This window comes from Castellaniella caeni NBRC 101664, from assembly GCF_001592225.1.
Lineage (GTDB): Bacteria > Pseudomonadota > Gammaproteobacteria > Burkholderiales > Burkholderiaceae_B > Castellaniella > Castellaniella caeni.
Window position 1 is genome coordinate 65,501 of sequence record NZ_BCWN01000014.1, and the last position, 24,085, is coordinate 89,585.

Annotated in this window: 21 protein-coding genes; 19 read left to right on the forward strand and 2 right to left on the reverse strand. The window is 63.3% G+C overall.

The genetic code is table 11. The annotated features are described in order from the left end of the window. Nucleotides 1-181 precede the first annotated feature (181 nt). From CCA01S_RS10050 to CCA01S_RS10060, 3 genes are all read left to right on the forward strand, one after another. Entirely contained in the window at nt 182-1,270 is a 1,089-nt protein-coding gene (locus CCA01S_RS10050; protein ID WP_084386667.1) for a DUF72 domain-containing protein, read from the forward strand. Nucleotides 1,271-1,525: 255 nt separating this feature from the next. Further along, nucleotides 1,526-2,701, forward strand: coding sequence for a porin (locus CCA01S_RS10055; RefSeq protein ID WP_066457770.1), 1,176 nt, complete (start codon nt 1,526-1,528; stop codon nt 2,699-2,701). A 341-nt stretch (nt 2,702-3,042) separates the two neighbouring features. Next, nucleotides 3,043-4,239 (forward strand): porin, encoded by a 1,197-nt coding sequence (locus CCA01S_RS10060; RefSeq protein WP_066457772.1) that lies wholly within the window; start codon nt 3,043-3,045, stop codon nt 4,237-4,239. Nucleotides 4,240-4,384: 145 nt separating this feature from the next. Here the strand turns inward: CCA01S_RS10060 and CCA01S_RS16065 are convergent, their stop codons facing one another. Continuing rightward, nucleotides 4,385-4,483 carry a type II toxin-antitoxin system HicB family antitoxin gene (locus CCA01S_RS16065; protein ID WP_232305055.1) on the reverse strand — a complete coding sequence of 33 codons (99 nt, stop codon included), beginning with the start codon at nt 4,481-4,483 and terminating at the stop codon, nt 4,385-4,387. Between the two features lie 200 nt (nt 4,484-4,683). On the opposite strand from CCA01S_RS16065, the gene CCA01S_RS10065 reads away from it, so the two are divergent. The 16 genes from CCA01S_RS10065 to CCA01S_RS16230 all read left to right on the forward strand — a co-directional run bounded on the left by CCA01S_RS10065 (nt 4,684) and on the right by CCA01S_RS16230 (nt 22,467). Next, complete coding sequence (locus tag CCA01S_RS10065; protein ID WP_066457774.1) at nt 4,684-5,043, forward strand: NADH-quinone oxidoreductase subunit A; 360 nt, start codon at nt 4,684-4,686, stop codon at nt 5,041-5,043. A 15-nt stretch (nt 5,044-5,058) separates the two neighbouring features. Further along, nucleotides 5,059-5,535 carry a NuoB/complex I 20 kDa subunit family protein gene (locus tag CCA01S_RS10070; protein WP_066457841.1) on the forward strand — a complete coding sequence of 159 codons (477 nt, stop codon included), beginning with the start codon at nt 5,059-5,061 and terminating at the stop codon, nt 5,533-5,535. A gap of 92 nt (nt 5,536-5,627) precedes the next feature. Next, complete coding sequence (locus CCA01S_RS10075) at nt 5,628-6,245, forward strand: NADH-quinone oxidoreductase subunit C (RefSeq protein ID WP_066457777.1); 618 nt, start codon at nt 5,628-5,630, stop codon at nt 6,243-6,245. A gap of 1 nt (nt 6,246) precedes the next feature. After that, nucleotides 6,247-7,500: an NADH-quinone oxidoreductase subunit D gene (locus tag CCA01S_RS10080; RefSeq protein WP_066457781.1), complete on the forward strand. Its 1,254-nt coding sequence runs from the start codon at nt 6,247-6,249 to the stop codon at nt 7,498-7,500. Between the two features lie 26 nt (nt 7,501-7,526). Continuing rightward, nucleotides 7,527-8,012, forward strand: a complete 486-nt coding sequence (gene nuoE, locus CCA01S_RS10085) for an NADH-quinone oxidoreductase subunit NuoE (RefSeq protein WP_066457783.1) — start codon at nt 7,527-7,529, stop codon at nt 8,010-8,012. Next, nucleotides 8,009-9,376 carry an NADH-quinone oxidoreductase subunit NuoF gene (nuoF, locus tag CCA01S_RS10090; protein WP_066457784.1) on the forward strand — a complete coding sequence of 456 codons (1,368 nt, stop codon included), beginning with the start codon at nt 8,009-8,011 and terminating at the stop codon, nt 9,374-9,376. The genes nuoE and nuoF overlap by 4 nt, the downstream gene beginning before the upstream one ends. Nucleotides 9,377-9,390: 14 nt before the next feature. Further along, entirely contained in the window at nt 9,391-11,721 is a 2,331-nt protein-coding gene (gene nuoG, locus CCA01S_RS10095) for an NADH-quinone oxidoreductase subunit NuoG (RefSeq protein ID WP_066457790.1), read from the forward strand. Beyond that, a complete protein-coding gene (nuoH, locus tag CCA01S_RS10100) occupies nt 11,722-12,795 on the forward strand; it encodes an NADH-quinone oxidoreductase subunit NuoH (protein ID WP_066457793.1) in 1,074 nt (357 codons plus the stop codon). It abuts the gene before it with no gap. Between the two features lie 10 nt (nt 12,796-12,805). Continuing rightward, complete coding sequence (gene nuoI, locus CCA01S_RS10105) at nt 12,806-13,294, forward strand: NADH-quinone oxidoreductase subunit NuoI (protein ID WP_066457795.1); 489 nt, start codon at nt 12,806-12,808, stop codon at nt 13,292-13,294. A gap of 15 nt (nt 13,295-13,309) precedes the next feature. Next, nucleotides 13,310-13,936 carry an NADH-quinone oxidoreductase subunit J gene (locus CCA01S_RS10110; RefSeq protein ID WP_066457798.1) on the forward strand — a complete coding sequence of 209 codons (627 nt, stop codon included), beginning with the start codon at nt 13,310-13,312 and terminating at the stop codon, nt 13,934-13,936. Then, complete coding sequence (gene nuoK / locus CCA01S_RS10115) at nt 13,936-14,244, forward strand: NADH-quinone oxidoreductase subunit NuoK (protein WP_066457843.1); 309 nt, start codon at nt 13,936-13,938, stop codon at nt 14,242-14,244. Before CCA01S_RS10110 ends, nuoK begins: the two co-directional genes overlap by 1 nt. A gap of 7 nt (nt 14,245-14,251) precedes the next feature. After that, on the forward strand, nt 14,252-16,285 hold the full coding sequence (gene nuoL / locus CCA01S_RS10120; protein WP_066457800.1) for an NADH-quinone oxidoreductase subunit L: 2,034 nt from the start codon (nt 14,252-14,254) through the stop codon (nt 16,283-16,285). Between the two features lie 11 nt (nt 16,286-16,296). Then, entirely contained in the window at nt 16,297-17,784 is a 1,488-nt protein-coding gene (locus CCA01S_RS10125; RefSeq protein ID WP_066457803.1) for an NADH-quinone oxidoreductase subunit M, read from the forward strand. 12 nt (nt 17,785-17,796) lie between these two features. Further along, the gene (gene nuoN / locus CCA01S_RS10130) at nt 17,797-19,281 is read left to right on the forward strand and encodes an NADH-quinone oxidoreductase subunit NuoN (protein WP_066457806.1); all 1,485 of its coding nucleotides are present in this window, start codon (nt 17,797-17,799) and stop codon (nt 19,279-19,281) included. Between the two features lie 10 nt (nt 19,282-19,291). Beyond that, on the forward strand, nt 19,292-20,065 hold the full coding sequence (locus CCA01S_RS16070) for a DUF2818 family protein (protein WP_066457808.1): 774 nt from the start codon (nt 19,292-19,294) through the stop codon (nt 20,063-20,065). A gap of 365 nt (nt 20,066-20,430) precedes the next feature. Further along, nucleotides 20,431-22,467 (forward strand): methyl-accepting chemotaxis protein, encoded by a 2,037-nt coding sequence (locus tag CCA01S_RS16230; RefSeq protein ID WP_066457810.1) that lies wholly within the window; start codon nt 20,431-20,433, stop codon nt 22,465-22,467. 161 nt (nt 22,468-22,628) lie between these two features. Here CCA01S_RS16230 and CCA01S_RS10145 read toward each other — a convergent pair whose 3' ends face one another. Beyond that, entirely contained in the window at nt 22,629-23,750 is a 1,122-nt protein-coding gene (locus tag CCA01S_RS10145; RefSeq protein WP_066457812.1) for an alpha-hydroxy acid oxidase, read from the reverse strand. Nucleotides 23,751-24,085: the final 335 nt, after the last annotated feature.

Genomic DNA, 24,085 nt, shown 5'->3' on the forward strand with positions numbered 1-24,085 from the left:
AAGTAGTCGTCACCGAAGGCGCGACAGAAGGCTTGGAGCGATGTCGGAAATTCCTGGCCACGAAGCACGTCGCTGGAAGATGTCGCTCGCGTTCAAGTGCCGCATTCTGGTGGCCTTGAGCGCCGTTGTCGTACGAGGATGTTCGCTCTATGAGACGTGGCTGGTGATCGAGATGGCAAACATGCAAGGCGACCTTTTTGAAGAAGCCGTTTTCCCGCCGCTGGCAGATGTGACAGATGGGGCAGGGGCGGCAGATGCGGATCCGGGCCCCGGCGCGGCGCCCGCCGCCCGCCGCAGCGCGGCCAAGGTGCGTCTTGCGCCCGCGGCGGCCGATTGGCACGATCTGGCCCTACGGCTGCCGACACAGTTGCGGTTCGGGGTTTCCACGTGGTCGTACCCAGGCTGGGACGGGCTGGTCTGGGACGGCGCCTACAGCCCTGGCACGCTCTCGCAAAGCGGCTTGGGCGCCTATCATCAGCACCCGCTGCTGCGCACGGTGTGCGTGGATCGCACCTTCTGGCGTCCGCTGACGGCGGGGCAGTACGCGGCGTACGCCAGCCAGGTCGATGACGACTTCCGCTTCGTCGTCAAATGCCCCGCGCTCATCACGGATGCCCAGGTGCGCGATGACGACGGCAAGGCGCGCAAGCCCAATCCGGATTTCCTCGCGCCCCATCTGGCGGTCGAGTACTTCGTGCAACCCACGCTCGAAGGGCTGGGTGCCAAGCTGGGCGTGCTCGTCTTCCAGCTGAGCCCTCTGTCCATGGGTTGGCTTCACCGCCCCATGGCCTTGCTGGAGCAGTTGGATCGTCTGCTGGCTGGGGTTCAGCAGGCTCTGTCCGGGCATGCCCAGGTGATTGTCGCGGTCGAGGTGCGCGATCCCGAGCTGCTGGGGCAGGGGTTGGTGGATGTGCTCAAGGCGCACGGCGCCACCTTTTGCCTGGGCCTGCACGGCAAGATGCCGCCCATCGAAGCGCAATTGCCGATGCTGCGCGCGCTGTGGCCGGGCCCGCTGGTCTGCCGGTGGAACCTGAATCGCGCCTTTGGCGCATACGGCTATGCCGATGCCCAGAAAAAGCACGCCCCATTTGACGCGATTGTCAGTGCAGACCCGCATACGCGCAGCGTGCTGGCGCGCACCATTTGCGGCATTACGGGCGCGGGTCAGCCCGCCTACGTGACCATCAGCAACGACGCCGAGGGGTGCGCGCCGCTTTCTATCCAGAAACTTGCCCAGGCGGTTGGCGACCCAGAATCCACCAGCGCCTGACGCATATCGGTGGACACGCACTGCGCAGCGCGCGGCATGTGGGACATCGCTGGCGCTGTATTGGTCAATTGTTGTGTGAGCGCCACAACTTGTCGGAAATACTCGGGATTCCCGGGTGTTCGCTCGCGTAAACCCGTATCTCTCTATACCATCAAACCCTATCCCTTGATGGGAAGTTGCAAAGCCCGCTGCATGGAAAGCTGCCGGCAGGCTTTGAAACACTAGGCTACACAACAACCTCTGGAGATTTCATCCATGCAAAAGACTCTGCTCGCCGCAGCACTGCTGGCCGGTCTGGCCACCGCTGGCGTCGCTCAAGCTGAATCGTCCGTTACCCTGTACGGTATCGCTGACGCGGGCTACGGCTATTCCCAGTACAAACTGAACGATCACAACATCAACCTGAAGAAGACCTCCTCCGGTCTGTTGGGTGGTAGCCTGGCTGGTAACCGCTTCGGTCTGCGTGGTTCTGAAGATCTGGGCAACGGCCTGCGCGCTGTTTTCACCCTCGAACAAGGTTTTGACATCGGCAGCGGTGCTCCGGCCGACGACAAGCGTCAGTTCAGCCGCCAAGCCTTCGTGGGTGTGGCCAGCGACAGCTGGGGCACTTTCACCATGGGCCGTCAGTATGACGCCGGTGTGGATGCTGGCATCGTCGAAAACGGCGACGGCACCAACGGCTTCAACCTGGGCGACATGGACAAGGCCTTCGGTTCCACCGGCATGAACGGCGGCACCCGCATCGACAACTCCTTCAAGTACACCACGCCGAGCATGGCTGGCTTCAAGGCCATCTTCCTGTACGGCACGGGTGGTAACGGCAACACCACGATCTTCCGCAATGGCAACGACGATGCCAAGGACACCAACCGTGGCAACCACGGTTCTGTCGGCCTGGTGTATGCCAATGGCCCGCTGTCTGTCGGCGCCAGCTACACGCGTGAAAACCGTGGCGAGACCACGACGGGTGACTTCGGTGGCTCCTCGTTCACCAAGGATGCCGTCACCAACTGGAACATCGGCGCCGCCTACGACTTTGAAGTCGTGAAGCTGTCCCTGGCCTATGGTCGCGACCTCCATGGCAAGCTGGGCATGGGCATGGATACCGCCGATTACTTGGGCCAAGACCTGAACATCGAAAACTACTCCGACTTCAAGTCCAACAACTACCACGTGGGCCTGAGCGCTCCCCTGGCAGGCGGCGTGCTGTACGCGGGCTGGAACCGTTCCACCTCCAACCTCGACGCTGCGCAAGCTGACGGCGGCTGGGGCGATCTGGCGGGCAACATCAACACCTACCACGTCAACTACCAGTACCCGCTGTCCAAGCGCACCACGGTGTACGTCTACGGTTCTTATGCACAGAACCTGGGCTACGTCGATGGCCTGAAGGGCAAGGAAGCCGGTCTGGGCATGCTCCACGCATTCTGATGATCATCTGATCCAGAGCCAAGGTTCTGGATCAGATGCTTCTCGGGTGCCTGGCACCACAACAAAAAGCCACCCCTGCGGGTGGCTTTTTGTTGTTCTATCACACGAAGCTTTGGCGGTTTTTGCGGTGGCCGCATCGCGCTAGAGGTGGGTAAGGCCGCGCTTTGTTGTCCGAGTGCAACGCAATGCCTGAAAACTTTTGATGTGAGTGATCCTTGCATGGCGCGACTGCCGGTTTTTTGATGCAATAGCCATAACCTCCCTTTTGCGGAGCTAGACGGAGAGGCGGCCTCATGTGGTTGGTCGGCTCTGGTTCATAAAAATCTACGGAGATTTCTCACATGAAAAAGACTCTGCTCGCTGCTGCTCTGCTGGCAGGTTTCGCCACCGCCGGTGTCGCTCAGGCAGAAACGTCGGTGACGCTGTACGGGATTCTGGATACGGGCTACGGCTACAACCAGGTCAAGTTCAATGACCATGGCTACGACCTCAAGAGCACCAACTCCGGCATGCAGGGCGGCATCTTCAACGGCAGCCGCTTCGGCCTGCGCGGTTCTGAAGACCTGGGCAATGGCACCCGTGCCATCTTCACCCTGGAACAAGGCATCACCTTGGGTGACGGCACCTCGACCAGCACCAAGCAATTCCATCGCCAAGCCTGGGTAGGTCTGGCCAGCGACGACTGGGGTACGTTCACCATGGGCCGCCAGTACAATATGGGCGCCGTGATGATTTACGACCAGTTCAACGTCGGTCACACGATGGGCGACATGGACAGCGCTTTCGGTGCCGTCGGTTATGCCAACCGCATGGACAACAGCTTCCGCTACATGACGCCGAACTTCTCCGGCTTCCAGGCTGGCGTGGCCTATGCCAATGGCAAGACCAGCATCACGCGTGACGGCAACGACGTCGATAGCACTGACAATACCGACCGCACCAACTGGGTGTCGGTTGGTCTCAAGTATGCCAATGGCCCGATCGCCTTGGGTGCTAGCTACGATCGTCAGATGATGAACGATACGTACACTGCCCCCGATGGTAGTAAGAAAGATTGGCACAATCGCAATGACGCGATCACCAGCTGGAACATCGGCGCGTCGTACGACTTCGAAGTCGTGAAGCTGGCGCTGGCCTTTGGTCAAGACCGCCATGGCAAGATGGGCTTCGCTGGCGCAGGCATGGCCAACACGGGTGCGGATGTTTACAAAGCCCTCGGCTCGAGCGGCAATGCATACAGCGACTTCAAGTCTAATAACTACTACGTGGGCTTGTCGGCGCCGCTGGCTGGTGGTACGGCGGGTGTCACCTGGACGCACTCCAAGTCCAATCTGGACGAGTACGACCAGTGGACGCTGGCTGATGGCACGAAGGGCGCTTTCCCCGACAAGGCTCAAGACATCTACCAGGTCAACTACCAGTACCCGCTGTCCAAGCGCACCTCCGTGTACGCATATGGCTCCTACGGCACCGGCATGTACTACCTGGACAATGCCAAGGCCAAGGAAGTCGGTATCGGCCTGAACCACAAGTTCTAATCGCCACGCGTGGCTCGTCCACGCCGCGATGCGGCCCGGCTTGCCGGGCCGTCACGAACCCGAAGGCTTGCCTTCGACAAAAAACCACCCTCGGGTGGTTTTTTGTTGTTGGTGCGTCGGCAGTGCATGGCCGACAGGTGCGCCGCTACCGGTGGTTTTGCATGGCGCGCCGGGCGGCTTCGACCAGAAACCCGCTGCGCGTGGCCCCGTGGGCCTTGGCGTAGCGATCGATCTGCGCCAGCATCCGGCGCGGCACGGCCGATTTTGAACGCGCAGGCGTGCGTCTGTTCAGCCTCTGGCAAGCCCCGCTTTCAGGCATCTGAAAGCCATTCTGTGCTCCCCTGAAGCCTAGCCCGGATTTGTTTCCGCCCAGGGTTTTCCCGGCAAATCCGCATATCGAAATGCTACAATCCCGTAGTTTGATCTTTCGAGGCAGGGCCATCCATGAATCTGCAACAGTACTTTCCGGTGCTGCTTTTCATCATCGTTGCCACGCTGATTGGCGCGGCTTTGCTGGTGGCGGGGCGCCTGCTGGGGCGCAACGTACCCGATGCTGAAAAGCTGTCTGTCTACGAGTGCGGTTTCGAGTCGTTTGGCGACTCGCGCATGAAGTTCGACGTGCGCTACTACCTGGTGGCCATCCTCTTCATCATGTTCGACCTCGAAATCGCGTTTCTGTTCCCCTGGGCAATGGCCAACGGGGCCGTCGGCATGGTGGGCTTCTGGTCGGTGGCCGTGTTTCTGGGCATCCTCACGGTGGGCTTCATCTACGAATGGCGCCGTGGCGCGCTCGACTGGGAATAATTGGGGGTGAGCAAAATGGCTGTTGAAGGCGTCATGGAAAAAGGCTTCATGACAACCAGTGCGGATAAATTCCTCAACTGGGCAAAGACGGGCTCGCTGTGGCCCATGACATTCGGTCTCGCGTGCTGTGCGGTCGAGATGATGCACGCTGGCGCGGCGCGCTACGACCTCGACCAGTTCGGCATCATCTTTCGTCCCAGCCCGCGCCAGTCCGATCTGATGATCGTGGCAGGCACGCTGTGCAACAAGATGGCGCCCGCGCTGCGCAAGGTCTACGACCAGATGCCCGAACCGCGCTGGGTGGTCTCCATGGGTTCCTGTGCCAATGGGGGTGGCTACTACCACTACTCGTATTCGGTGGTGCGCGGCTGCGACCGCATCGTGCCGGTGGATGTCTACGTGCCGGGCTGTCCGCCCACGGCCGAGGCGCTGGTGTACGGCTTGCTGCAGATGCAAAACAAGATCCGTCTCACCAACACCATTGCCCGCTAGCAGGCGGTGGCGGGGCGTGATGCTCAATGGGCCGTCCACGGACGGCCGCCCGCCCGCCTTCATCCACATCCGATGATTCTGATGATCCGCATATGACCCGGCTACAGACCTTACAAACCAATTTGCACGACGTGCTGGGCGACTCGATCGAACTCGTCGAGTCGCTGGGCGAGCTCACGCTGCAGGTGCCCCAGGGCGCCTGGGCCGACACCTGCCGCACGCTGCGCGATCACGCCAGCCTGCGCTTCGAGTCCTGTATGGACTTGTGCGGGGTCGATTACTCGGCCTGGAAAGCCCCCACCTACACGCCCGACCACACGCACACCCACCCGCACCGCTTCGCCGTGGTCGTGCACCTGCTGTCGGTCACGCACAACTGGCGCCTGCGGGTGCGCGTCTATGCCGAGCACGACGAATTCCCCGTAGTGGCCTCGCTGGTCGATGTCTGGCCGTCGGTCAACTGGTACGAGCGCGAAGCCTTCGATCTCTACGGCATCGTCTTCGAAGGGCACCCCGACCTGCGCCGCATCCTCACCGATTACGGTTTCATCGGCCACCCCTTCCGCAAAGATTTCCCCATCTCGGGGCACGTCGAAATGCGCTACGACGCCGAGCAAAAGCGCGTCATTTATCAACCGGTCACGATCGAACCGCGCGAAGTCACCCCGCGCGTGGTGCGCGAAGATCACTACGGCATAGAGCGGTACTGACATGGCAGAAATCCAGAACTACAACCTCAATTTCGGCCCGCAGCACCCGGCCGCGCACGGGGTGCTGCGCCTGGTGCTCGAACTCGACGGCGAAGTCGTCCAGCGCGCCGATCCGCACATCGGGCTGCTGCACCGCGCCACCGAAAAACTGGCCGAGACGCGTACCTTCCTGCAGACGCTGCCCTACATGGATCGCCTCGACTACGTGTCGATGATGTGCAACGAGCACGCCTACTGCATGGCCGTCGAGCGCCTGCTGGGCATTCAGATTCCGCTGCGCGCGCAGTACATCCGCGTCATGTTCGACGAGATCACGCGCATTCTCAATCACCTGATGTCGCTGGGCTCGCACGCGCTCGACGTGGGTGCCATGGCCGTGTTCCTGTACGCCTTCCGCGAACGCGAAGACCTGATGGACTGCTACGAGGCCGTATCCGGTGCGCGCATGCACGCGGCCTACTATCGCCCCGGTGGCGTCTACCGCGACCTGCCCGACACCATGCCGCAGTACAAGCCGTCCAAGTACCGCTCGGCCAAAGAAATGAAGGCCATCAACGAGGCCCGTTCGGGTTCGCTGCTCGACTTCATCGAAGACTTCACCAACCGCTTTCCCAACTGCGTCGACGAGTACGAAGTCCTGCTCACCGAAAACCGCATCTGGAAGCAGCGCCTGGTGGACATCGGTGTGGTGTCGCCCGAACGCGCCCTGGCGCTGGGCTTTACCGGCCCCATGCTGCGCGGCTCGGGCATCGAATGGGACCTCCGCAAGAAGCAGCCCTACGAAGTCTACGACAAGATGGACTTCGACATCCCCGTGGGCAAGAACGGCGACTGCTACGACCGCTATCTGTGCCGCATCGAAGAAATGCGCCAGTCCAACCGCATCATCCGCCAGTGCATCGAATGGCTGCGCAACAATCCGGGCCCCGTCATCACCGAAAACCACAAGGTGGCGCCGCCCAAGCGCGAGCGCATGAAGACGGGCATGGAAGACATGATCCACCACTTCAAGCTCTTTACCGAAGGCATGCACGTGCCCGAGGGCGAGGCCTATGCCGCCGTCGAACACCCCAAGGGCGAGTTTGGCATCTACCTCATTTCCGACGGTGCCAACAAGCCGTATCGCATGAAGATTCGTGCGCCGGGCTTTGCGCACCTGCACTCGCTCGAAGAAATGTCCAAGGGACACATGATTTCCGACGTGGTCACCATCATTGGCACCCAGGACATCGTGTTTGGCGAAATCGACCGCTAGGCCCCGGAGATCACAGGATAATGACGATGCTGCTTTCCGAACAAGCGTACCGGGATATCGACCGGGAAATTGCAAAATATCCGCCCGAGCAGAAACAATCTGCCGTGATGGCGGCGCTGACCATCGCCCAGACCGAACAAGGCTGGGTGTCGCCCGAGATCATCCGCGACGTGGCGGCCTACCTCGACATGCCCGCCATCGCGGTGCAAGAAGTGGCCACCTTCTACGCGATGTACAACACGCACAAAGTGGGTAAATACACGCTCACCATCTGCACCAACCTGCCCTGTGCGCTGCAGGGCAGCACGCAAGCGGCCGATTACCTCAAGCAAAAGCTGGGCATCGACTTCCACGAAACCACGCCCGATGGCCTGTTCACCCTGCTCGAAGGCGAGTGCATGGGGGCCTGCGGCGATGCGCCCGTGATCATCGCCAACGACAAGCACATGTGCTGCCGCATGCAGCCCGAGAAGATCGACGCCCTGATCCAAGAATTGAAGGAGTCGGCATGAGCGCCCTGGACGTTCTCAACAAGTATGGCAACGATGCTTTCGACCCGCAGCTGGGCAACGACGCCGAACGCAGCATGATTTTCCACGGGCGCCACATCCAGCCGCAGATTCTGGCCGGGCTCGATGGCAGCAACTGGGGCATCAAAGACTACATGGCGCGCGGCGGCTACGAGTCGCTCAAAAAAATCCTCACCACGGGCATGAAGCCCGAAGACGTGATCGCCGAACTCAAGGCTTCCAGCCTGCGCGGGCGCGGTGGTGCGGGTTTTCCCACAGGCCTGAAATGGTCGTTCATGCCGCGCAACCTGCCCACGCAAAAGTACGTGGTGTGCAACTCCGACGAAGGCGAGCCGGGCACCTTCAAAGACCGCGACATCCTGCGCTACAACCCGCATTCGGTCATCGAAGGCATGATCATCGGCGGCTTCGCCATGGGCGCCTCGGTGGGCTACAACTACATTCACGGCGAAATCTTCCGCATCTACGAGCGCTTCGAAGAAGCCCTCGCCCAGGCGCGCGAGGCCGGGTTTCTGGGTGAAAACATCCTGGGTTCCGGCTTCTCGTACCAGCTGTACGCGCACCATGGCTTCGGGGCCTACATCTGCGGCGAAGAAACCGCGCTGCTCGAATCCATCGAAGGCAAGAAAGGCCAGCCGCGCTTCAAGCCGCCGTTCCCGGCCAGCTACGGCCTGTTCGGCAAGCCCACCACGGTCAACAACACCGAAACCTTCGCCGCCGTGCCCTTCGTCTTTCAGATGGGCGCGCAAGCCTATCTCGAACTGGGCATCGAGAAAGCCGGCGGCACCAAGATTTTCTCGGTCTCGGGCGACGTCGAACGCCCCGGCAACTACGAAATCCCCCTGGGCACGCCGTTCACCACGCTGCTCGAACTCGCGGGCGGGGTCAAGGGCGGCAAGCTCAAGGCGGTCATCCCGGGCGGTTCATCGTCGCCCGTGCTGCCCGCCGAGATCATGCTCAAGACCAACATGGACTACGATTCCATCGCCAAGGCCGGGTCGATGCTGGGTTCGGGCGCGGTCATCGTGCTCAACGACAGCCGCTGCATGGTCAAGTCGCTCATGCGCCTGTCGTACTTCTACATGGAAGAATCCTGCGGCCAGTGCACGCCGTGCCGTGAAGGCACCGGCTGGTTGTATCGCATGATGCAGCGCATGGAGCACGGCCAGGGCACGATGGAAGACATCGAAACCCTGGATTCGGTTGCACACAACATGATGGGCCGCACGATTTGCGCCCTCGCGGATGCGGCGGCCATGCCCGTGCGCAGCTTCATCAAGCACTTCCGCGACGAATTCGTCCACCACGTCGACCACAAAGATTGTGTGGTCGCCAAGTATCTGTAGGGTCAGGACACGCCATGGTAGAACTCACCATTGACGGGCTGAAGGTTCAAGCCGAAGAAGGCAGCATGGTCATCCAGGCTGCCCACGCGGCTGGACTGTACATCCCGCATTTCTGCTATCACAAGAAGCTCAGCATTGCCGCCAACTGCCGCATGTGCCTGGTCGAAGTCGAAAAGGCTCCCAAGCAACTGCCGGCCTGTGCCACGCCGGTCACCAACGGCATGGTCGTGCACACGCGCTCGCCCAAGGCCATCGAGGCCCAGCGCGCCGTGATGGAATTCCTGCTCATCAATCACCCGCTCGATTGCCCGGTGTGCGACCAGGGCGGCGAATGCCAGCTGCAAGACCTCGCCATGGGCTATGGCGAATCGGCCTCACGCTATAAAGAAACCAAGCGCGTGGTCTTTCACAAGCCCATGGGGCCGCTCATTTCCGCCGAACAGATGCAGCGCTGCATCCACTGCACGCGCTGCATCCGGGTGGGCCAGGAGATCGGCGGCATCATGGAAATCGGCATGCTCAACCGGGGCGAATTCTCCGAAATCACCACTTTCGTGGGTGAGGCCGTCGAATCCGAACTCTCCGGCAATATGATCGACGTCTGCCCGGTGGGCGCGCTGCTCTCCAAGCCCTTCATGATGAGCGCGCGCACCTGGGAACTCGCCCGCCGCCGCTCGGTCAGCCCGCACGACAGCGTGGGCGCCAATCTGGTCGTGCAGACCAAGATGGATCGCGTGCTGCGCGTGGTGCCGTTTGAAAACGAACCCGTCAACGAATGCTGGATCAGCGACCGCGACCGCTTCTCCTACGCCGGCCTGTACGTCGAAGACCGCCTGCAGCACCCCATGGTGCGCGGCTGCGACGGCCAATGGCACGAAGCCTCCTGGACGGACGCCCTGCAGTCCGTGGTCACGGGCCTCAATCAGGTGCGTGAAGACGGTGGCAGCACGCAAATCGGCGCGCTGGGCTCCGAAACCGCCACGCTCGAAGAACTCGCCTTGCTGGCGCGCCTGACGCGCGCCCTGGGGTCGGACAACATCGACTTCCGCCTGCGCGGCGATGGCGCGGCGCTTGACGCTGTGCGCACCGGCGCCCCCTGGCTGGGCATGCCGATCGCCGATCTCAACACGCTCGATCGCGCGCTGGTCGTGGGCTCGTTCCTGCGCAAGGATCACCCGCTCATGGCGCAGCGCCTGCGCCAGGCCGCCAAGCACGGCATGCAGCTGTCCCTGGTCGATAGCGTCGCCGTCGATCCCCTGGTGCCGGTCACGGGTCGCCTCACCGTCAAGCCCTCGGGCCTGGTGCAGGCGCTGGCCGAAATCGTCGTCGCCCTGGCCGCGCTCAAGTCGCAGCCGGTGCCCGAAGGCCTGGCCAACGTGCAGGCGGGCGAGGCGGCGCAAAAGATCGCCGACAGCCTGGCTTCGGGCGCGAAGGTCGGCATCTTCCTGGGCAACCTGGCCGTCACCGACGATCAGGTGGTGCGCCTGGCCGCCAACGCGCAAGAAATCGCGCGCCTGTGCGGGGGCCGTTTTGGCTTCCTCACCTCGGGCGGCAACACGGTGGGTGGCTACCTGGCGGGCGCCGTGCCCGCCGAAGGCGGCCTGGACGCCCGTCGCATGCTGGGCGGCGAGCCGCTCAAGGCCTATCTGGTGCTGCACGCCGAACCACGCCTCGACAGCGAACTGGGCGAGCGCGCCGTGCGCGCCCTGCAAGGTTCGGCCATGGCGGTGGCGTTCACCGCCTTCAAGTCGGCTGCCGAAGACTGGGCCGACGTCATGCTGCCCATCGCGCCGTTCACCGAAACCTCCGGCTCTTTCGTCAATGCCGAAGGCCGCGTGCAAAGCTTCAAGGGCGTGGCCGCCCCGGTGGGCGACACGCGCCCGGCCTGGAAGGTGCTGCGCGTGCTGGGCAATCTGCTCAGTCTGCAGGGCTTTGACGACGAAACCTCCGAGTCCGTGCGCGACACGGTGATGGTGGGCGGCGTCGATGGCCGCCTGTCCAACGAAGTGCGCAAGACGCCGGGCACGGTGGCACCGGGCACGGGGCTCGAACGCGTGGCCGAACTGCCCATCTACCGTACCGACGCCCTGGTGCGCCGCTCGCAGCCGCTGCAAGAGCACGTCAATTCGGCGCCGCCGCGCGCCGCCATGAACGCCGCCACGCTGCAGTCGCTGGGCCTGACGGCGGGCGATGCCGTGCGTGTGTCCACCGAGCACGGCGCCGCCGAGCTCGAAGCCGCGCTGGACGATGCTGTGGCCGACCAGGCCGTGCGCATTGCCGGTGCCTTTGAACAGACCGCCGCCCTGGGCATCGGCTCGGGCGCCATCCAGCTGGAGCGACGCTAAATGGACTGGTTGACTCTCCTCAACGACTACGGCGTCGGCCTGATCGGCGCCACCCCCTGGCTGGTGGTCTGGACGCTCGTCAAGATCATCGTGATCGCGGTGCCCATCATCCTGTGCGTGGCCTACCTCACGTACTGGGAACGCAAGATGATCGGCTTCATGCACATCCGCCTGGGGCCCAACCGCGTGGGCTATCGCGGCCTGCTGCAGCCCTTTGCCGACGTCTTCAAGCTGCTCACCAAAGAGCTCATCGTACCGACCAAGGCCAATCCGGTGCTCTACGTCGTGGCCCCGGTGGTCACGCTCATGCCGGCGCTGGCCGCCTGGGCGGTGATCCCCTTCCAGCCCGACGTCGTGCTGGCCAACGTCAACGCCGGGCTGCTGTTCATCATGGCCATCACCTCGGTGGGTGTGTATGGCGTCATCGTGGCGGGCTGGGCGTCCAATTCCAAGTATGCGCTGCTCTCGGCCCTGCGCGCCTCGGCGCAGATGGTGTCCTACGAGCTGGCCGTGGGTTTTGTCATGGTCACCGTGCTGCTGGTGTCGGGCACGCTCAACCTCTCGGGCATCGTCCAGGGGCAGGGCACGGGCTGGTTCGCCAGCCACGGCGTCAGCATCCTGTCCTGGAACTGGCTGCCGCTCCTGCCGTTGTTCATCATCTACGTGGTGTCCTCGGTGGCGGAAACCAACCGCCACCCCTTCGACATGGCCGAGTGCGAATCCGAAATCGTCGCGGGCCACATGGTCGAATACTCGGGCATGGGCTTTGCCTTGTTCTTCCTGGGCGAATACGCCAACATGATCCTGCTGTCCGCCATGGCGGCCATCATGTTCCTCGGGGGCTGGCTGCCGCCGTTCGACTTCGCGCCATTCACCTGGATTCCGGGCTGGCTGTGGCTGGGCATCAAGACCTTCGTCGTCGTGTCCATGTTCATCTGGTTCCGCGCCACCTTCCCGCGCTACCGCTACGACCAGATCATGCGTCTGGGTTGGAAGGTCTTCATTCCGCTGACCGGGGTATGGCTGGTGGTCGTGGCGATCTGGATGCAGACGCCCTGGAACATCTGGCAGTAAGAGGGACATCATGGAAGCAATCAAAGACTTCTTCGGCAGTCTGATGCTGAAGGAAATGTTCGAGGGCATGTGGCTCACGGGCAAGTACTTCTTCAAGCGCAAGATCACGCTGCGCTACCCGGTCGAAAAAACGCCGACCTCGCCGCGCTTTCGCGGCCTGCACGCGCAGCGCCGCTACGAAAACGGCGAAGAACGCTGCATTGCCTGCAAGCTGTGCGAGGCCGTGTGCCCGGCGCTGGCCATCACCATCGAGTCCGAACAGCGCGAAGACGGCAGCCGCCGCACGACGCGCTACGACATCGATCTCACCAAGTGCATTTTCTGCGGCTTCTGTGAAGAAGCCTGTCCCACGGACGCCATCGTCGAGACCCACCTGCACGAATACCACGGTGAAAAACGGGGCGACCTGTACTTCACCAAAGACATGCTGCTGGCCGTGGGCGATCGCTACGAATCGGAAATCGCGGCCCGCCGCGCTGCCGATGCGCCTTATCGTTGATGCGGATGACTGACCATGAGTTTTGATTCCATACTGTTCTACCTGCTGGCCATCGTGCTGGTCGTGGCGTCGTTTCGCGTCATCACGGCCACCAGCCCGGTCACCGGCGTGCTGCACCTGATCCTGGCCTTCTTCACCGCGTCCATGCTGTGGATGCTGATCCAGGCCGAATTTCTCGCGCTCGCGCTGATGATCGTCTACGTGGGCGCCGTCATGGTGCTGTTCCTGTTCGTCGTCATGATGCTCGACATGCGCCTTGAAGGGCTGAAGTCCGGCCTCAAGGTGTATCTGCCGCTGGGGCTTACCATCGGCGGCATCATGGTGCTGGAGATGGCCTTCGTGGTGCTGCGCTCGTGGGGCGATGCCCCCAGCCTGCCGCCCGTGCCCGACAACTTCGACAACACCCTGGCGCTGGGCACGGCCATGTACACGCATTTCAGCTATGCGGTGCAGGTGGGCGGGCTCATCTTGCTGGTGGGCATGATTGCCGCCATCGCGCTCACCATGCGCAAGCGCACCGATTTCAAGCGCACGACCCCCAGCAAGCAGGTGCGCGTCACCGCCGCCGACCGTATCCGCGTGGTGCATATGCCCGCCGTGGTCGAGGCCCCCGCTGTTGAAGCCGAAGGAGCCGAAAAATGATGGAAATCGGTCTAAGCCATTACCTGGTCGTCGGGGCCATCCTGTTTGCCATCGGCGTGTTCGGCTTCTTTCTCAATCGCCGCAACCTGATCGTGCTGCTGATGTCGATCGAACTCATCTTGCTGTCGGCCAACATGAATTTCGTGGCCTTCTCGATGTGGTCGGGCAATCCGGCGGGGCAGGTGTTCGTGTTCTTCGTGCTGACGGTGGCTGCGGCAGAGGCCGCCATCGGTCTGGCGATTCTGGTGCTGCTGTTCCGCAACCTGAGCACCATCAGCGTCGACAAGCTCGACCAATTGAAGGGGTAAGGGCAAGATGTCTGCACAAAGTCTTTATTTGTTGATTGCCCTGGCGCCGCTGTTCACGGCCGTGGTCGTGGGCTTTTTCGGCACGGGCTTCATGGGCTCGTGGATCGGGCGTCGTGGCTCGCATACCCTCACCATCCTGGGGGTGCTGGTGTCTTTCGTCGGCTCGCTCGTCGTGCTGCAGCAGACGCTGGCCGGCCAGACCTTCGACGGCACCATCTACACCTGGTCGATGATCGGCACCTTCAAGTACGAAGTGGGCTTCCTCATTGACCCCCTGTCGGCGCTCATGATGGTGGTGGTGTCGGGGGTGTCGCTCATGGTGCACATCTACACCATCGGCTACATGGCCGAAGACCCCGGGTACAACCGCTTCTTCTCGTATATTTCGCTGTTCACCTTCTCGATGCTGATGCTGGTGATGGCCAACAACATGCTGCAGCTGTTCTTCGGCTGGGAAGCCGTGGGCCTGGTGTCGTACCTGCTCATCGGTTTTTACTACTCCAAGCCGTCGGCGGTGTTCGCCAACCTCAAGGCCTTCATGGTCAACCGGGTGGGCGACTTCGGCTTCGTGCTGGGCATCGGCCTGCTGTATGCCTACGCGGGCAGCCTCAACTATGGCGAAGTCTTCGCGCAGGCCGACAAGCTGGGCGGCATCGTCTTCCCCGGCACCGACTGGCAGATGCTCACCGTGGCCTGCCTGTGCCTGTTCGTGGGCGCCATGGGCAAGTCGGCGCAAGCGCCGCTGCACGTCTGGCTGCCCGACTCCATGGAAGGCCCCACCCCCATCTCCGCACTGATCCACGCCGCCACCATGGTGACGGCGGGCATCTTCATGGTGGCGCGCTTCTCGCCGGTCTATGAACTCAGCGAAACCGCGCTCTCGGTCATCATGGTGATCGGTGCCTTCGGTGCCTTCTTCCTCGGCATCCTGGGCGTGGTGCAAAACGACATCAAGCGCGTGGTGGCGTATTCCACGCTCTCGCAGCTGGGCTACATGGTGGTGGCGCTGGGCGCCTCGGCCTACTCGGTGGCCATCTTCCACCTGATGACGCACGCCTTCTTCAAGGCGCTGCTGTTCCTGGGCTCGGGCTCGGTCATCATGGGCATGCTGCACGACCAGGACATGCGCCACATGGGCGGCCTCTGGAAACGCATGCCGATCACCTGGATCACGATGCTGATCGGCACGCTGGCGCTGGTGGGCACGCCGTTCTTCTCGGGCTTCTATTCCAAGGAAAGCATCATTTCGGCGGCGCACGCGGCCAACATCCCGGGCGCGGGCTTTGCCTATGCGCTCACGCTCTCGGGCGTGTTCGTCACCTCGCTGTATTCCTTCCGCCTGTACTTCCTGGTCTTCCACGGCAAAGAACGCTATCCCGATCACGTCGATCACGACCACAGCCACGACAGCCACTGGGCCAGCTACGGCGACGGCCCCAGCATCCATGCCCTGCATGGCGCCAAGCCCAAAGAATCGCCCTGGGTGGTGACGCTGCCGCTGTCCATCCTGGCCTTCATGTCGGTGGTGGCGGGTGTCTGGTTCGTCGATCCGCTGCTCTTTGGCGGCTTCTTCGGCAAGTCCATCACCGTGCTGGCGCAACACCCGGCCATGGCCGCGCTGGCTGAAGAATGGCACGGCTGGGTCGGCTTCGGCATCCACGGCCTGACCGCGCTGCCCTTCCTGCTGCTGCTGGCCGGCTTCGTGGTCGCCTGGTATTGCTGGCTGGTCAATCCCGCGGTGCCCGCGGCGCTGGCCAGGGCCTTCAAGCCCGTCTACGACACGCTGCTCAACAAGTACTACTTCGACTGGTTCAACGAGCGCGTGGTTGCCCGCTTCGCCCGCGGCCTGGGCCGCGGCCTGTGGCAAGGCGGCGACCGCGGCATCATCGACGGCATCATCGTCAACGGCAGCGCCCGCATGGTGGGCGTGGCTGCGGCAACGACGCGTCTGCTGCAGTCGGGCTACATCTATCATTACGCCTTCGCCATGATCATCGGCATCATGGTGTTTCTCACATTCTTCGTTCTGATGGTTCATTGATGGCTAGCGAAATGGCGTCTTCAACACTCCCCTGGCTGACCCTGTCGATCTTTGTCCCGATCATCTTCGGCCTGCTCGTGCTGCTGATCGGGCGCGACGACAACCCGGGGCCGACTCGCGTGCTGTCGCTGGTGGGCTCGATCGTGAGCCTGCTGGTCACCCTGCCGCTGTACACCGGCTTCAATCCCAAGACGGCCGACATGCAGTTCGTCGAAAACACGCCCTGGATCGAGGCCTTCAACCTCAACTATCACCTGGGGATCGACGGCATCTCGGTGTGGTTCATCCTGCTGACGGCCTTCATCACCATCATCGTGGTGCTGGCGGGCTGGGAAGTCATCAAGTCGCGCGTGGCGCAGTACATGGCGGCCTTCCTCATCCTGTCGGGCCTGATGATCGGCGTCTTCAGCGCCCTGGACGGCATGCTGTTCTACGTGTTCTTCGAGGCCACGCTGATTCCGATGTACATCATCATCGGCGCCTGGGGCGGCCCCAACCGCGTGTATGCCGCGCTGAAATTCTTTCTCTACACCCTGATGGGCTCGCTGCTCACGCTCATTGCCTTCATCTATATGTGGCACGTGGCGGGGCAGTCGTTCGACGTCGCCACCTGGCAGAAGATGCCGCTCAGCTATTCGCAGCAAATCTTCATTTTCATTGCGCTGTTTGCCGCATTCGCCGTGAAGATTCCGATGTGGCCGATTCACACCTGGCTGCCTGACGCCCACGTCGAAGCGCCCACGGGCGGCTCCATCGTGCTGGCCGCCATCATGCTCAAGCTGGGGGCCTACGCCTTCCTGCGGTTTTCGCTGCCCATCGCGCCGGATGCCTCGCACAGCCTGGCGGGCCTGATGATCGGCCTGTCGCTGGTGGCCGTCATCTACATCGGCCTGGTCGCCATCGTGCAAGACGACATGAAAAAGCTGGTGGCGTATTCGTCCGTGGCGCACATGGGCTTCGTCACCCTGGGCTTTTTCGTCTTCAACATCACCGGCCTGGAAGGCGCCATCATCCAGATGCTGTCGCACGGCTTCGTCTCGGGCGCCATGTTCATGTGCATTGGCGTCATGTACGACCGCCTGCACACGCGCCGCATCGACGCCTATGGTGGCATCATCAACCGCATGCCGCGCTTCGTCACCTATTTCGTGCTGTTCTCCATGGCCAACGCCGGCCTGCCGGGCACCAGCGGTTTCGTGGGTGAATTCACCGTCATCCTGGGGGCCGTGCAGTACAACTTCTGGATCGGCCTGCTGGCGGCTTCGGCGCTCATCTGGGGTGCGGGCTATTCGCTGTGGATGCTCAAGCGCGTGGCGCTGGGCCCGGTGGCCAACGAGCAAGTGGACGGCATGAAAGACCTGTGCAGCCGCGAGTTCCTGGTGCTGGGCCTGCTGGCCATCTTTGTGCTCTTCATGGGGATCTACCCCAGCTTCTTCACCGATCTGATGCACCCGTCCGTGCAGGCGCTGCTCGATCACGTTGCTCAATCGAAACTGTAGACCGGAATCACGATGCAAAATCTTTTCGACTTCGCGCTGGCGACCCCGGAGATCGTTCTGCTGGTGCTGACGGGCGTCGTGCTGCTGATCGATGCCTTTGGCACCGAGCCCTCCCGGCGCATGACCTTCATGCTTACCCTGGGCACCTTGCTGGTGGCGGTGCTGGTCTCCTGGGGCCAGTGGAGCAACGGCGTGCAGGGCCGCACCTTCAGCGACCTGTACGTGGCCGATTCCTTCGGGCACTTCCTCAAGATCCTCTCGGCGATTGCCGTGGCGGTCACGCTCATCTACGGCCATTCCTACGCCGAGAAGCGTGACATGGTGACGCGTGGCGGCGAACTGTATTCGCTGACGCTGCTGATGCTGCTGGGCGAGTTCGTGATGATTTCGGCGGGCAGCATGCTCACGGTGTATCTGGGCGTCGAACTGATGTCCTTCGCCCTGTATGCCCTGGTGGCTCTGCGCCGCGATCACCTGGCCTCCACCGAGGCCGCGATGAAATACTACGTGCTGGGCTGCCTGGCTTCGGGCATCTTGCTCTATGGCATGTCCATGATCTACGGCGCCACCGGCCAGCTGGGCCTGGCCGAGATCGCCCAGGTCATCCGCGACGGCGGGGCACAGCGCCTGCCGCTGGCCTTCGGTGTGGTGTTCATCGTCTCGGGCCTGGCCTTCAAGCTGACGGCGGCGCCTTTCCACATGTGGACGCCCGACGTCTATCAGGGCGCGCCCACTACGGTCACGCTGCTGGTTGGGGCGGCCCCCAAGTTTGCCGCCTTTGCCATCATGATCCGCCTGCTCATCGAGGCCCTGCACGGCATTGCCATGGACTGGCAGCCCATGCTGCTCATCATGGCGGCGCTGTCGCTGGCCATCGGCAACATCGTGGCCATCGCGCAGACCAACTTCAAGCGCATGCTGGCCTATTCCACGATCTCGCACATGGGCTTCGTGTTCCTGGGCCTGCTCTCGGGCGTGTTCGAGGGCCAGCCGGGCGCCAGCGCGGCGGCCTACGGCGCTTCGCTGTTCTACATCGTCATCTACGTGCTGACGACGCTGTCCACCTTCGGCCTCATCATGCTGCTCTCGCGCCAGGGCTTCGAGGCCGAAGAGATCGCCGATCTCAAGGGGCTCAATCGCCGCAATCCGATGCTCGCCGGCGTGCTGCTGCTGGCCATGTTCTCGCTGGCCGGCATTCCACCCCTGTCGGGCTTCTACGCCAAGCTGGTTGTGCTGCAGGCCCTCATCAACGCGGGCCACGTGCCGCTGGCCGTGTTCGCCGTGATGATGTCGCTCATTGGCGCCTTCTACTACCTGCGCGTGGTGAAGATGGCCTATTTCGACGAGCCCGAGGACGGCGTCGAACTGAGCTCGGGCACGGCGGTCACGCGCAGTGTCATGTCGCTCAACGGCCTGCTGGTGATCGGCCTGGGCGTGATGCCGGGCGGCCTGATGGCCTTGTGCATCGACGTCATCCGCCAGTCGCTGGTGTTCTAAGGCTGTCCATATGACGTTGTCGGTCGCTGTCTGGCTGGTCATCCTGGGCGCCCTGGTGCTGGCCAACCTGCCGTTCCTGCTCGAACGCCCGCTGGCCCCGTGGCCCTGGTCGCGGGCCACGCAATCGCTGGGCAGCCTGGCGCGCTGGGTCGTGGGCCTGGTTTTTCTGGCGGCGCTGGCGCTATGGGCCTGGGGCACCCCGCGCCTGGTGGGCGGCGCCTTCGGCGGCGTGGGCGGCCTGTTCTTCATCGGCAAGCTGCTGGTCAGCGGCTTGCTGGCCTTTGGCCTGCTGTATTTTCCAGGCTGGCTGGCGGGCCGCAAGGCGGCCGCTGCCGCGCAGGTGCCTCATGGAACGGCGCAGTCCGAGCACATGACGGCCATGGCCGCGCTCATGGATGAGGCCGTGCGTCCGGCTGCGGCAGATTCGACGGCGCAGGCGGGCCAGGCGGCAGACACGGCGCAGGCGGTGGGTCGGGCGGCAGTCGTGTCATCAGAAGTAGCGCAGGCGGTGTCGGCGGCGGACGCTGCGCCGCCTGCTACAAGGCGCCCCAACGGCGCGGCTGCAAAGGCCGCCGCCAAGGGCAAGCCCTTCATCGACCGCTTCCTCGAACTGCTCATCGGCTATGTGCTGGTGGGCACGTTCGGCTTCACCTTCGAACTCGACCTGGGCAACGCCTTTCCCCAGGGCTGGGAATTCTACGCGGTCACGCTGGCCCTGTTCATCGTGTTGGGATATCCCGGCTTCGTCTGGCACTACCTGCTGCAGCGCCGCCGACACCACTGAACAAACCTCGCAGCGAAACAGACAAAAACCGGCCTTCCGCCGGTTTTTTTGCTGCCGGGCCGCCCCAAAGCAAAAAGCGCCCCCTTTGGGGGCAGCAAGCCGCAGGCGCAGCGTGGGGGCTACTGTTGCTGCCGGGCCGCCCCAAAGCAAAAGCAGCCTCCTAACGAATCCGAGCAGCGTGCAAGCTGCGAGGTGGGAGCAAGCCGCAGGCGCGGCGTAGGACATCGACGCGCAGGATTCTTGCTTGATTCTGCCTATATTCCGCCTATATGTAAATTTTGTTGTTTAGTTTCGCCAAATTTATTTCTTTTGTTGCTTTATGATGTAAATTTACCTGTCAAGTAATTTGAACTTCAGGAAGCGCCATGCCCGCCTTGTTCCGCCGCCTTACGCTGCGTCAGCAGTTGATGCTGATCGTCGCTTGCATCGTGATCGCGGGGTTTGCCATCACGCTGACGGTCTTTACCCGTCAGGCGGCGCACTTTCAGCTCGAAAGCGCAACGCGCTACGGCACCGAGCTGGCGCGCCGCGAAGGGTCGGATGCCACGGCGCCGCTGCGCCAGGCCATCGAAACCGGTCGTACGCTGGCTGCTGCTCTGCAAACCTTGAGCGCTTCGGGTGGCACCGCGGATCGCGCCCAGGCGACGGCCCTGCTGCGCCAGGTGCTCGAGGCCGAGCCGGCGTACCTGGGGGTCTGGTCGGCCTGGGAACCCAACGCGTTCGATGGGCGCGACAGCCAGTTCGCGGGCACGAAACAGTCGGATGCCAGTGGCCGCTACCTGGTGCAGCTCAATCGCCAGACCGACGGTGGCATTGCCCAGGAAGTGCTCAGCGGCATCGACCAGCCAGGTGCGGGTGATTACTATCTGGTGCCGCGCAAGACCGGCAAGATCACGGTCAGCGATCCGTTCACCTACGACTATGGCAACCGCAAGGCGCTGCTGACCACGGTGTCCGTGCCCATCCTCAAGCAGGGGGCTTTCGTGGGGGCGGTCGGCGTCGATATCGACCTGGCCAATCTGCAGTCGTCGATCAGCAAGCTGCGCCCCTTCGAGACGGGGTACGCCAGTCTCTTGTCCAATCAAGGGTATTTCGTCGGCGACCGCGACAGCAGCCTGCTGGGCAAGCGACTGAGTGAAGACCTGGGGCTCAGCGCGGACGATCTGCGGGCGGCATTGAAATCCATCGCCGATGGCGAGACCCTGACCACCTTGCTGTACGATCCGCTGCTGAAAACCGACGCCACGGTGATTCAGGTGCCGATCTATTTTCCGGGGGTGGCCGCGCCCTGGGGCTTTGCCGTGACGCTGCCCAACGACCAGATTCTGAAAGACGTCCGCAGCCTGGAATGGCTGTCCGCAGGCCTGGGTCTACTGAGCGTGGCCTTGACGATTCTGTGTCTGGGGCTGGCCATCGGGCGGCTGGTGCTGCGTCCCCTGGGGGGTGAGCCCGCCGAGGCCAACCGTTTGGTCACGCAGGTGGCCCAGGGCGATCTGACGCAGCGCGTGCCGGTGCGTGAGCACGATGACGTCAGTTTGATGGCCCACCTGCGCACGATGCAAGACGGCCTCACCGACATGATCGCGCGTGTGCGCAGCGGTGCACAGAGCGTGGCGGCAGCTTCGGCGCAGATCAGCAGCGGCAATCTCGACCTGTCCTCGCGGACAGAACAGCAGGCCAGTTCGCTGGCCGAGACGGCGGCCACGATGGAAGAAATCACCGCCACCGTGCGCCAGAATGCCGACAACGCCCAGCAGGCCAATACGCTGGCCAACAAGGCCACACAGATCGCTACGGGGGGTGGGGCCATCGTGGCCGAGCTGGTGGGGACGATGGGCGAGATCGATGCCAGAGCCCAACAGGTGGCCGACATCATCGGTGTCATCGACAGCATTGCCTTCCAGACCAATATTCTGGCGCTCAATGCGGCGGTCGAAGCCGCCCGCGCGGGCGAACAGGGCCGCGGCTTTGCCGTGGTGGCCAGCGAGGTGCGAGCGTTGGCGCAGCGCAGTGCGGGTGCGGCCAAAGAGATCAAGACGCTGATCGAGGCATCCGTGGCGTCCAGTCACAAGGGCAATGCGCAGGCCGACCGCGCCGGGGCCACCATGCAGGAAATCGTCGAGGCTATCCGCCAGGTGACGACCATCATGGGCGAGATCAGCGCCGCCAGTCGCGAACAGACAACCGGGATCGAAGAAATCAGCACGGCCATCACGCAGATGGATGACGTCACGCGCCAGAATGCCAGCCTGGTCGAAGAGTCAGCGGCGGCAGCATCCAGTCTGCAGGCCCAGGCCGATACCTTGTTGCAGCTGGTGTCCAGTTTCCAGCTGCGCGACGAGGCATCCGTGGGGGCACCAGAGGCGCGCTTGCCGCATACGCCGCCGAAGCTGATTTCATAAAGGGCGCATCGAAACCGCCGCTGGGCGTGGCTGCTTCTCCCTCACCGTTTGTAAGCAGCCTGCGTTATGGACGGTCTTCGTTATAAGCAGCTCGGTGATAAGCGGCCCCCCCGCTATAAGCGGTATTCCGTTATAAGCAGCCCTTGTTTGCTGGGCATGGATCAGTCCGCGGCGGCCGATCCGTGTCCGGGCTTGTCCCAGAGCACGTGAGGGCCGATTTCGTCCAGTGTGCGGCAACCCGTCAGTGCCATGGCCACTTCCAGCTCGCCACGCAGCAGCTGGATGAGGTGGGCCAGCCCCGAGGCCCCGCCCACGGCCAGCGCGTGCAGGGCGGGGCGGCCGATCAGCACGGCCTGGGCGCCCAGGGCCAGGGCTTTCAGGATGTCACTGCCCCGGCGAATGCCGCCGTCCAGCAGGATGGGCAGGGCGCCATCGACGGCCCGTGCAATGGCGGGCAGCGCCTCGATGGTGGCGGGCAGGGTGTCCAGGCAGCGTCCGCCGTGGTTGGAGACGATCAGGCCGCTGGCGCCATGCTGCATCGCCAGGCGCGCATCTTCGGGGTCGAGTATCCCTTTGAGCCACAGCGGCACTTGCGGGAATTGCTGGCGCAGCCAGGTGACGGTGTCCCAGGTGGGGGCGACGTCCAGCAGCCCGCTGTCGAACAGGGGGCTGCCGCCGGGGGGCGTGGGCCTGGCCTGGGCTGGTGACAGGCCGTCGAGGTGCACCGAGCGGATGTGTGGCGGACAGCGAAAGCCGCTGCGCTGCTCGGCGTTGCGGATGCCATTGACCGGCGCATCGACGGTCAGCACCAGTGCCTGGGCGCCTGCCCGGATGGCCCGCTCGGCCAGCGCCAGGGTGTCTTCGGGCCGGGCCTGGGCGTAGAGCTGGAACCAGATCGTCGGGGGGGCGGGCAGCGCGGCCAGCGTTTCGATGGGAGTGCCCGACTGGGCACTGAGCACGAGTAGCGTGCCTGTGGCGGCGGCGGCCAGCGCCGTGGCCTGCTCGGCCTCGGGATGCACCAGACCATGCCAGGCGCTGGGGGCGATGAGAATCGGGTGCCGCAGCGCCTGCCCGGCCAGCGTCAGGCGCGTGTGCGCGCCCTGCAGGGGCCGCAACACACGGCTGCGCAGCTTGAGCCGCGCATAGGCCTGCTGGTTGTCCTGCGCCGTCAGCTGATCGGCGCTGCCCGATTCCAGCCAGGCCCAGATGGCGGGATCGAGCCGCGCCCGAGCGAGATCGGCATAGTCTTGGGCGCATAGTGGCACGGGCGGGGGCGAATTCATTGGATTGGCTGCGTGTTGCGCGCGGGGTGTTGAATCAGTACGGTAAAAGGGGCGGTCGGGGCCAAGCGGTCAAGTTCGTCTCAGCGATCGCGCTACCTCTCCAATTCTACAATCGCGAAAGGTGAACTGGTCTGTGGAGCACACGCCAGCCAAACGCCCGCAGCGCCTGGGGGTCAGGCAAGTCGCCTTTAGGGTTGGGCCAGGCACGAAACGCCGCTGCGGCCGTCGGTTTTCAACTTGGCGGCATGGACAGTTTCATCCGTTCGTACTTCCCAGTCTGGCGGGGCCTGGGGCGCATCCCCAGAATGGGGCTTTCCGCTCAGAAAGCCCGCCTC

Coding starts and splice junctions, on each gene's coding strand:
- CCA01S_RS10050 (WP_084386667.1), top strand. CDS start 182: ATGCAAGGCGACCTTTTTGAAGAAGCCGTTTTCCCGCCGCTGGCAGAT.
- CCA01S_RS10055 (WP_066457770.1), top strand. CDS start 1,526: ATGCAAAAGACTCTGCTCGCCGCAGCACTGCTGGCCGGTCTGGCCACC.
- CCA01S_RS10060 (WP_066457772.1), top strand. CDS start 3,043: ATGAAAAAGACTCTGCTCGCTGCTGCTCTGCTGGCAGGTTTCGCCACC.
- CCA01S_RS16065 (WP_232305055.1), bottom strand. CDS start 4,483: ATGCTGGCGCAGATCGATCGCTACGCCAAGGCCCACGGGGCCACGCGC.
- CCA01S_RS10065 (WP_066457774.1), top strand. CDS start 4,684: ATGAATCTGCAACAGTACTTTCCGGTGCTGCTTTTCATCATCGTTGCC.
- CCA01S_RS10070 (WP_066457841.1), top strand. CDS start 5,059: ATGGCTGTTGAAGGCGTCATGGAAAAAGGCTTCATGACAACCAGTGCG.
- CCA01S_RS10075 (WP_066457777.1), top strand. CDS start 5,628: ATGACCCGGCTACAGACCTTACAAACCAATTTGCACGACGTGCTGGGC.
- CCA01S_RS10080 (WP_066457781.1), top strand. CDS start 6,247: ATGGCAGAAATCCAGAACTACAACCTCAATTTCGGCCCGCAGCACCCG.
- nuoE (WP_066457783.1), top strand. CDS start 7,527: ATGCTGCTTTCCGAACAAGCGTACCGGGATATCGACCGGGAAATTGCA.
- nuoF (WP_066457784.1), top strand. CDS start 8,009: ATGAGCGCCCTGGACGTTCTCAACAAGTATGGCAACGATGCTTTCGAC.
- nuoG (WP_066457790.1), top strand. CDS start 9,391: ATGGTAGAACTCACCATTGACGGGCTGAAGGTTCAAGCCGAAGAAGGC.
- nuoH (WP_066457793.1), top strand. CDS start 11,722: ATGGACTGGTTGACTCTCCTCAACGACTACGGCGTCGGCCTGATCGGC.
- nuoI (WP_066457795.1), top strand. CDS start 12,806: ATGGAAGCAATCAAAGACTTCTTCGGCAGTCTGATGCTGAAGGAAATG.
- CCA01S_RS10110 (WP_066457798.1), top strand. CDS start 13,310: ATGAGTTTTGATTCCATACTGTTCTACCTGCTGGCCATCGTGCTGGTC.
- nuoK (WP_066457843.1), top strand. CDS start 13,936: ATGGAAATCGGTCTAAGCCATTACCTGGTCGTCGGGGCCATCCTGTTT.
- nuoL (WP_066457800.1), top strand. CDS start 14,252: ATGTCTGCACAAAGTCTTTATTTGTTGATTGCCCTGGCGCCGCTGTTC.
- CCA01S_RS10125 (WP_066457803.1), top strand. CDS start 16,297: ATGGCGTCTTCAACACTCCCCTGGCTGACCCTGTCGATCTTTGTCCCG.
- nuoN (WP_066457806.1), top strand. CDS start 17,797: ATGCAAAATCTTTTCGACTTCGCGCTGGCGACCCCGGAGATCGTTCTG.
- CCA01S_RS16070 (WP_066457808.1), top strand. CDS start 19,292: ATGACGTTGTCGGTCGCTGTCTGGCTGGTCATCCTGGGCGCCCTGGTG.
- CCA01S_RS16230 (WP_066457810.1), top strand. CDS start 20,431: ATGCCCGCCTTGTTCCGCCGCCTTACGCTGCGTCAGCAGTTGATGCTG.
- CCA01S_RS10145 (WP_066457812.1), bottom strand. CDS start 23,750: ATGAATTCGCCCCCGCCCGTGCCACTATGCGCCCAAGACTATGCCGAT.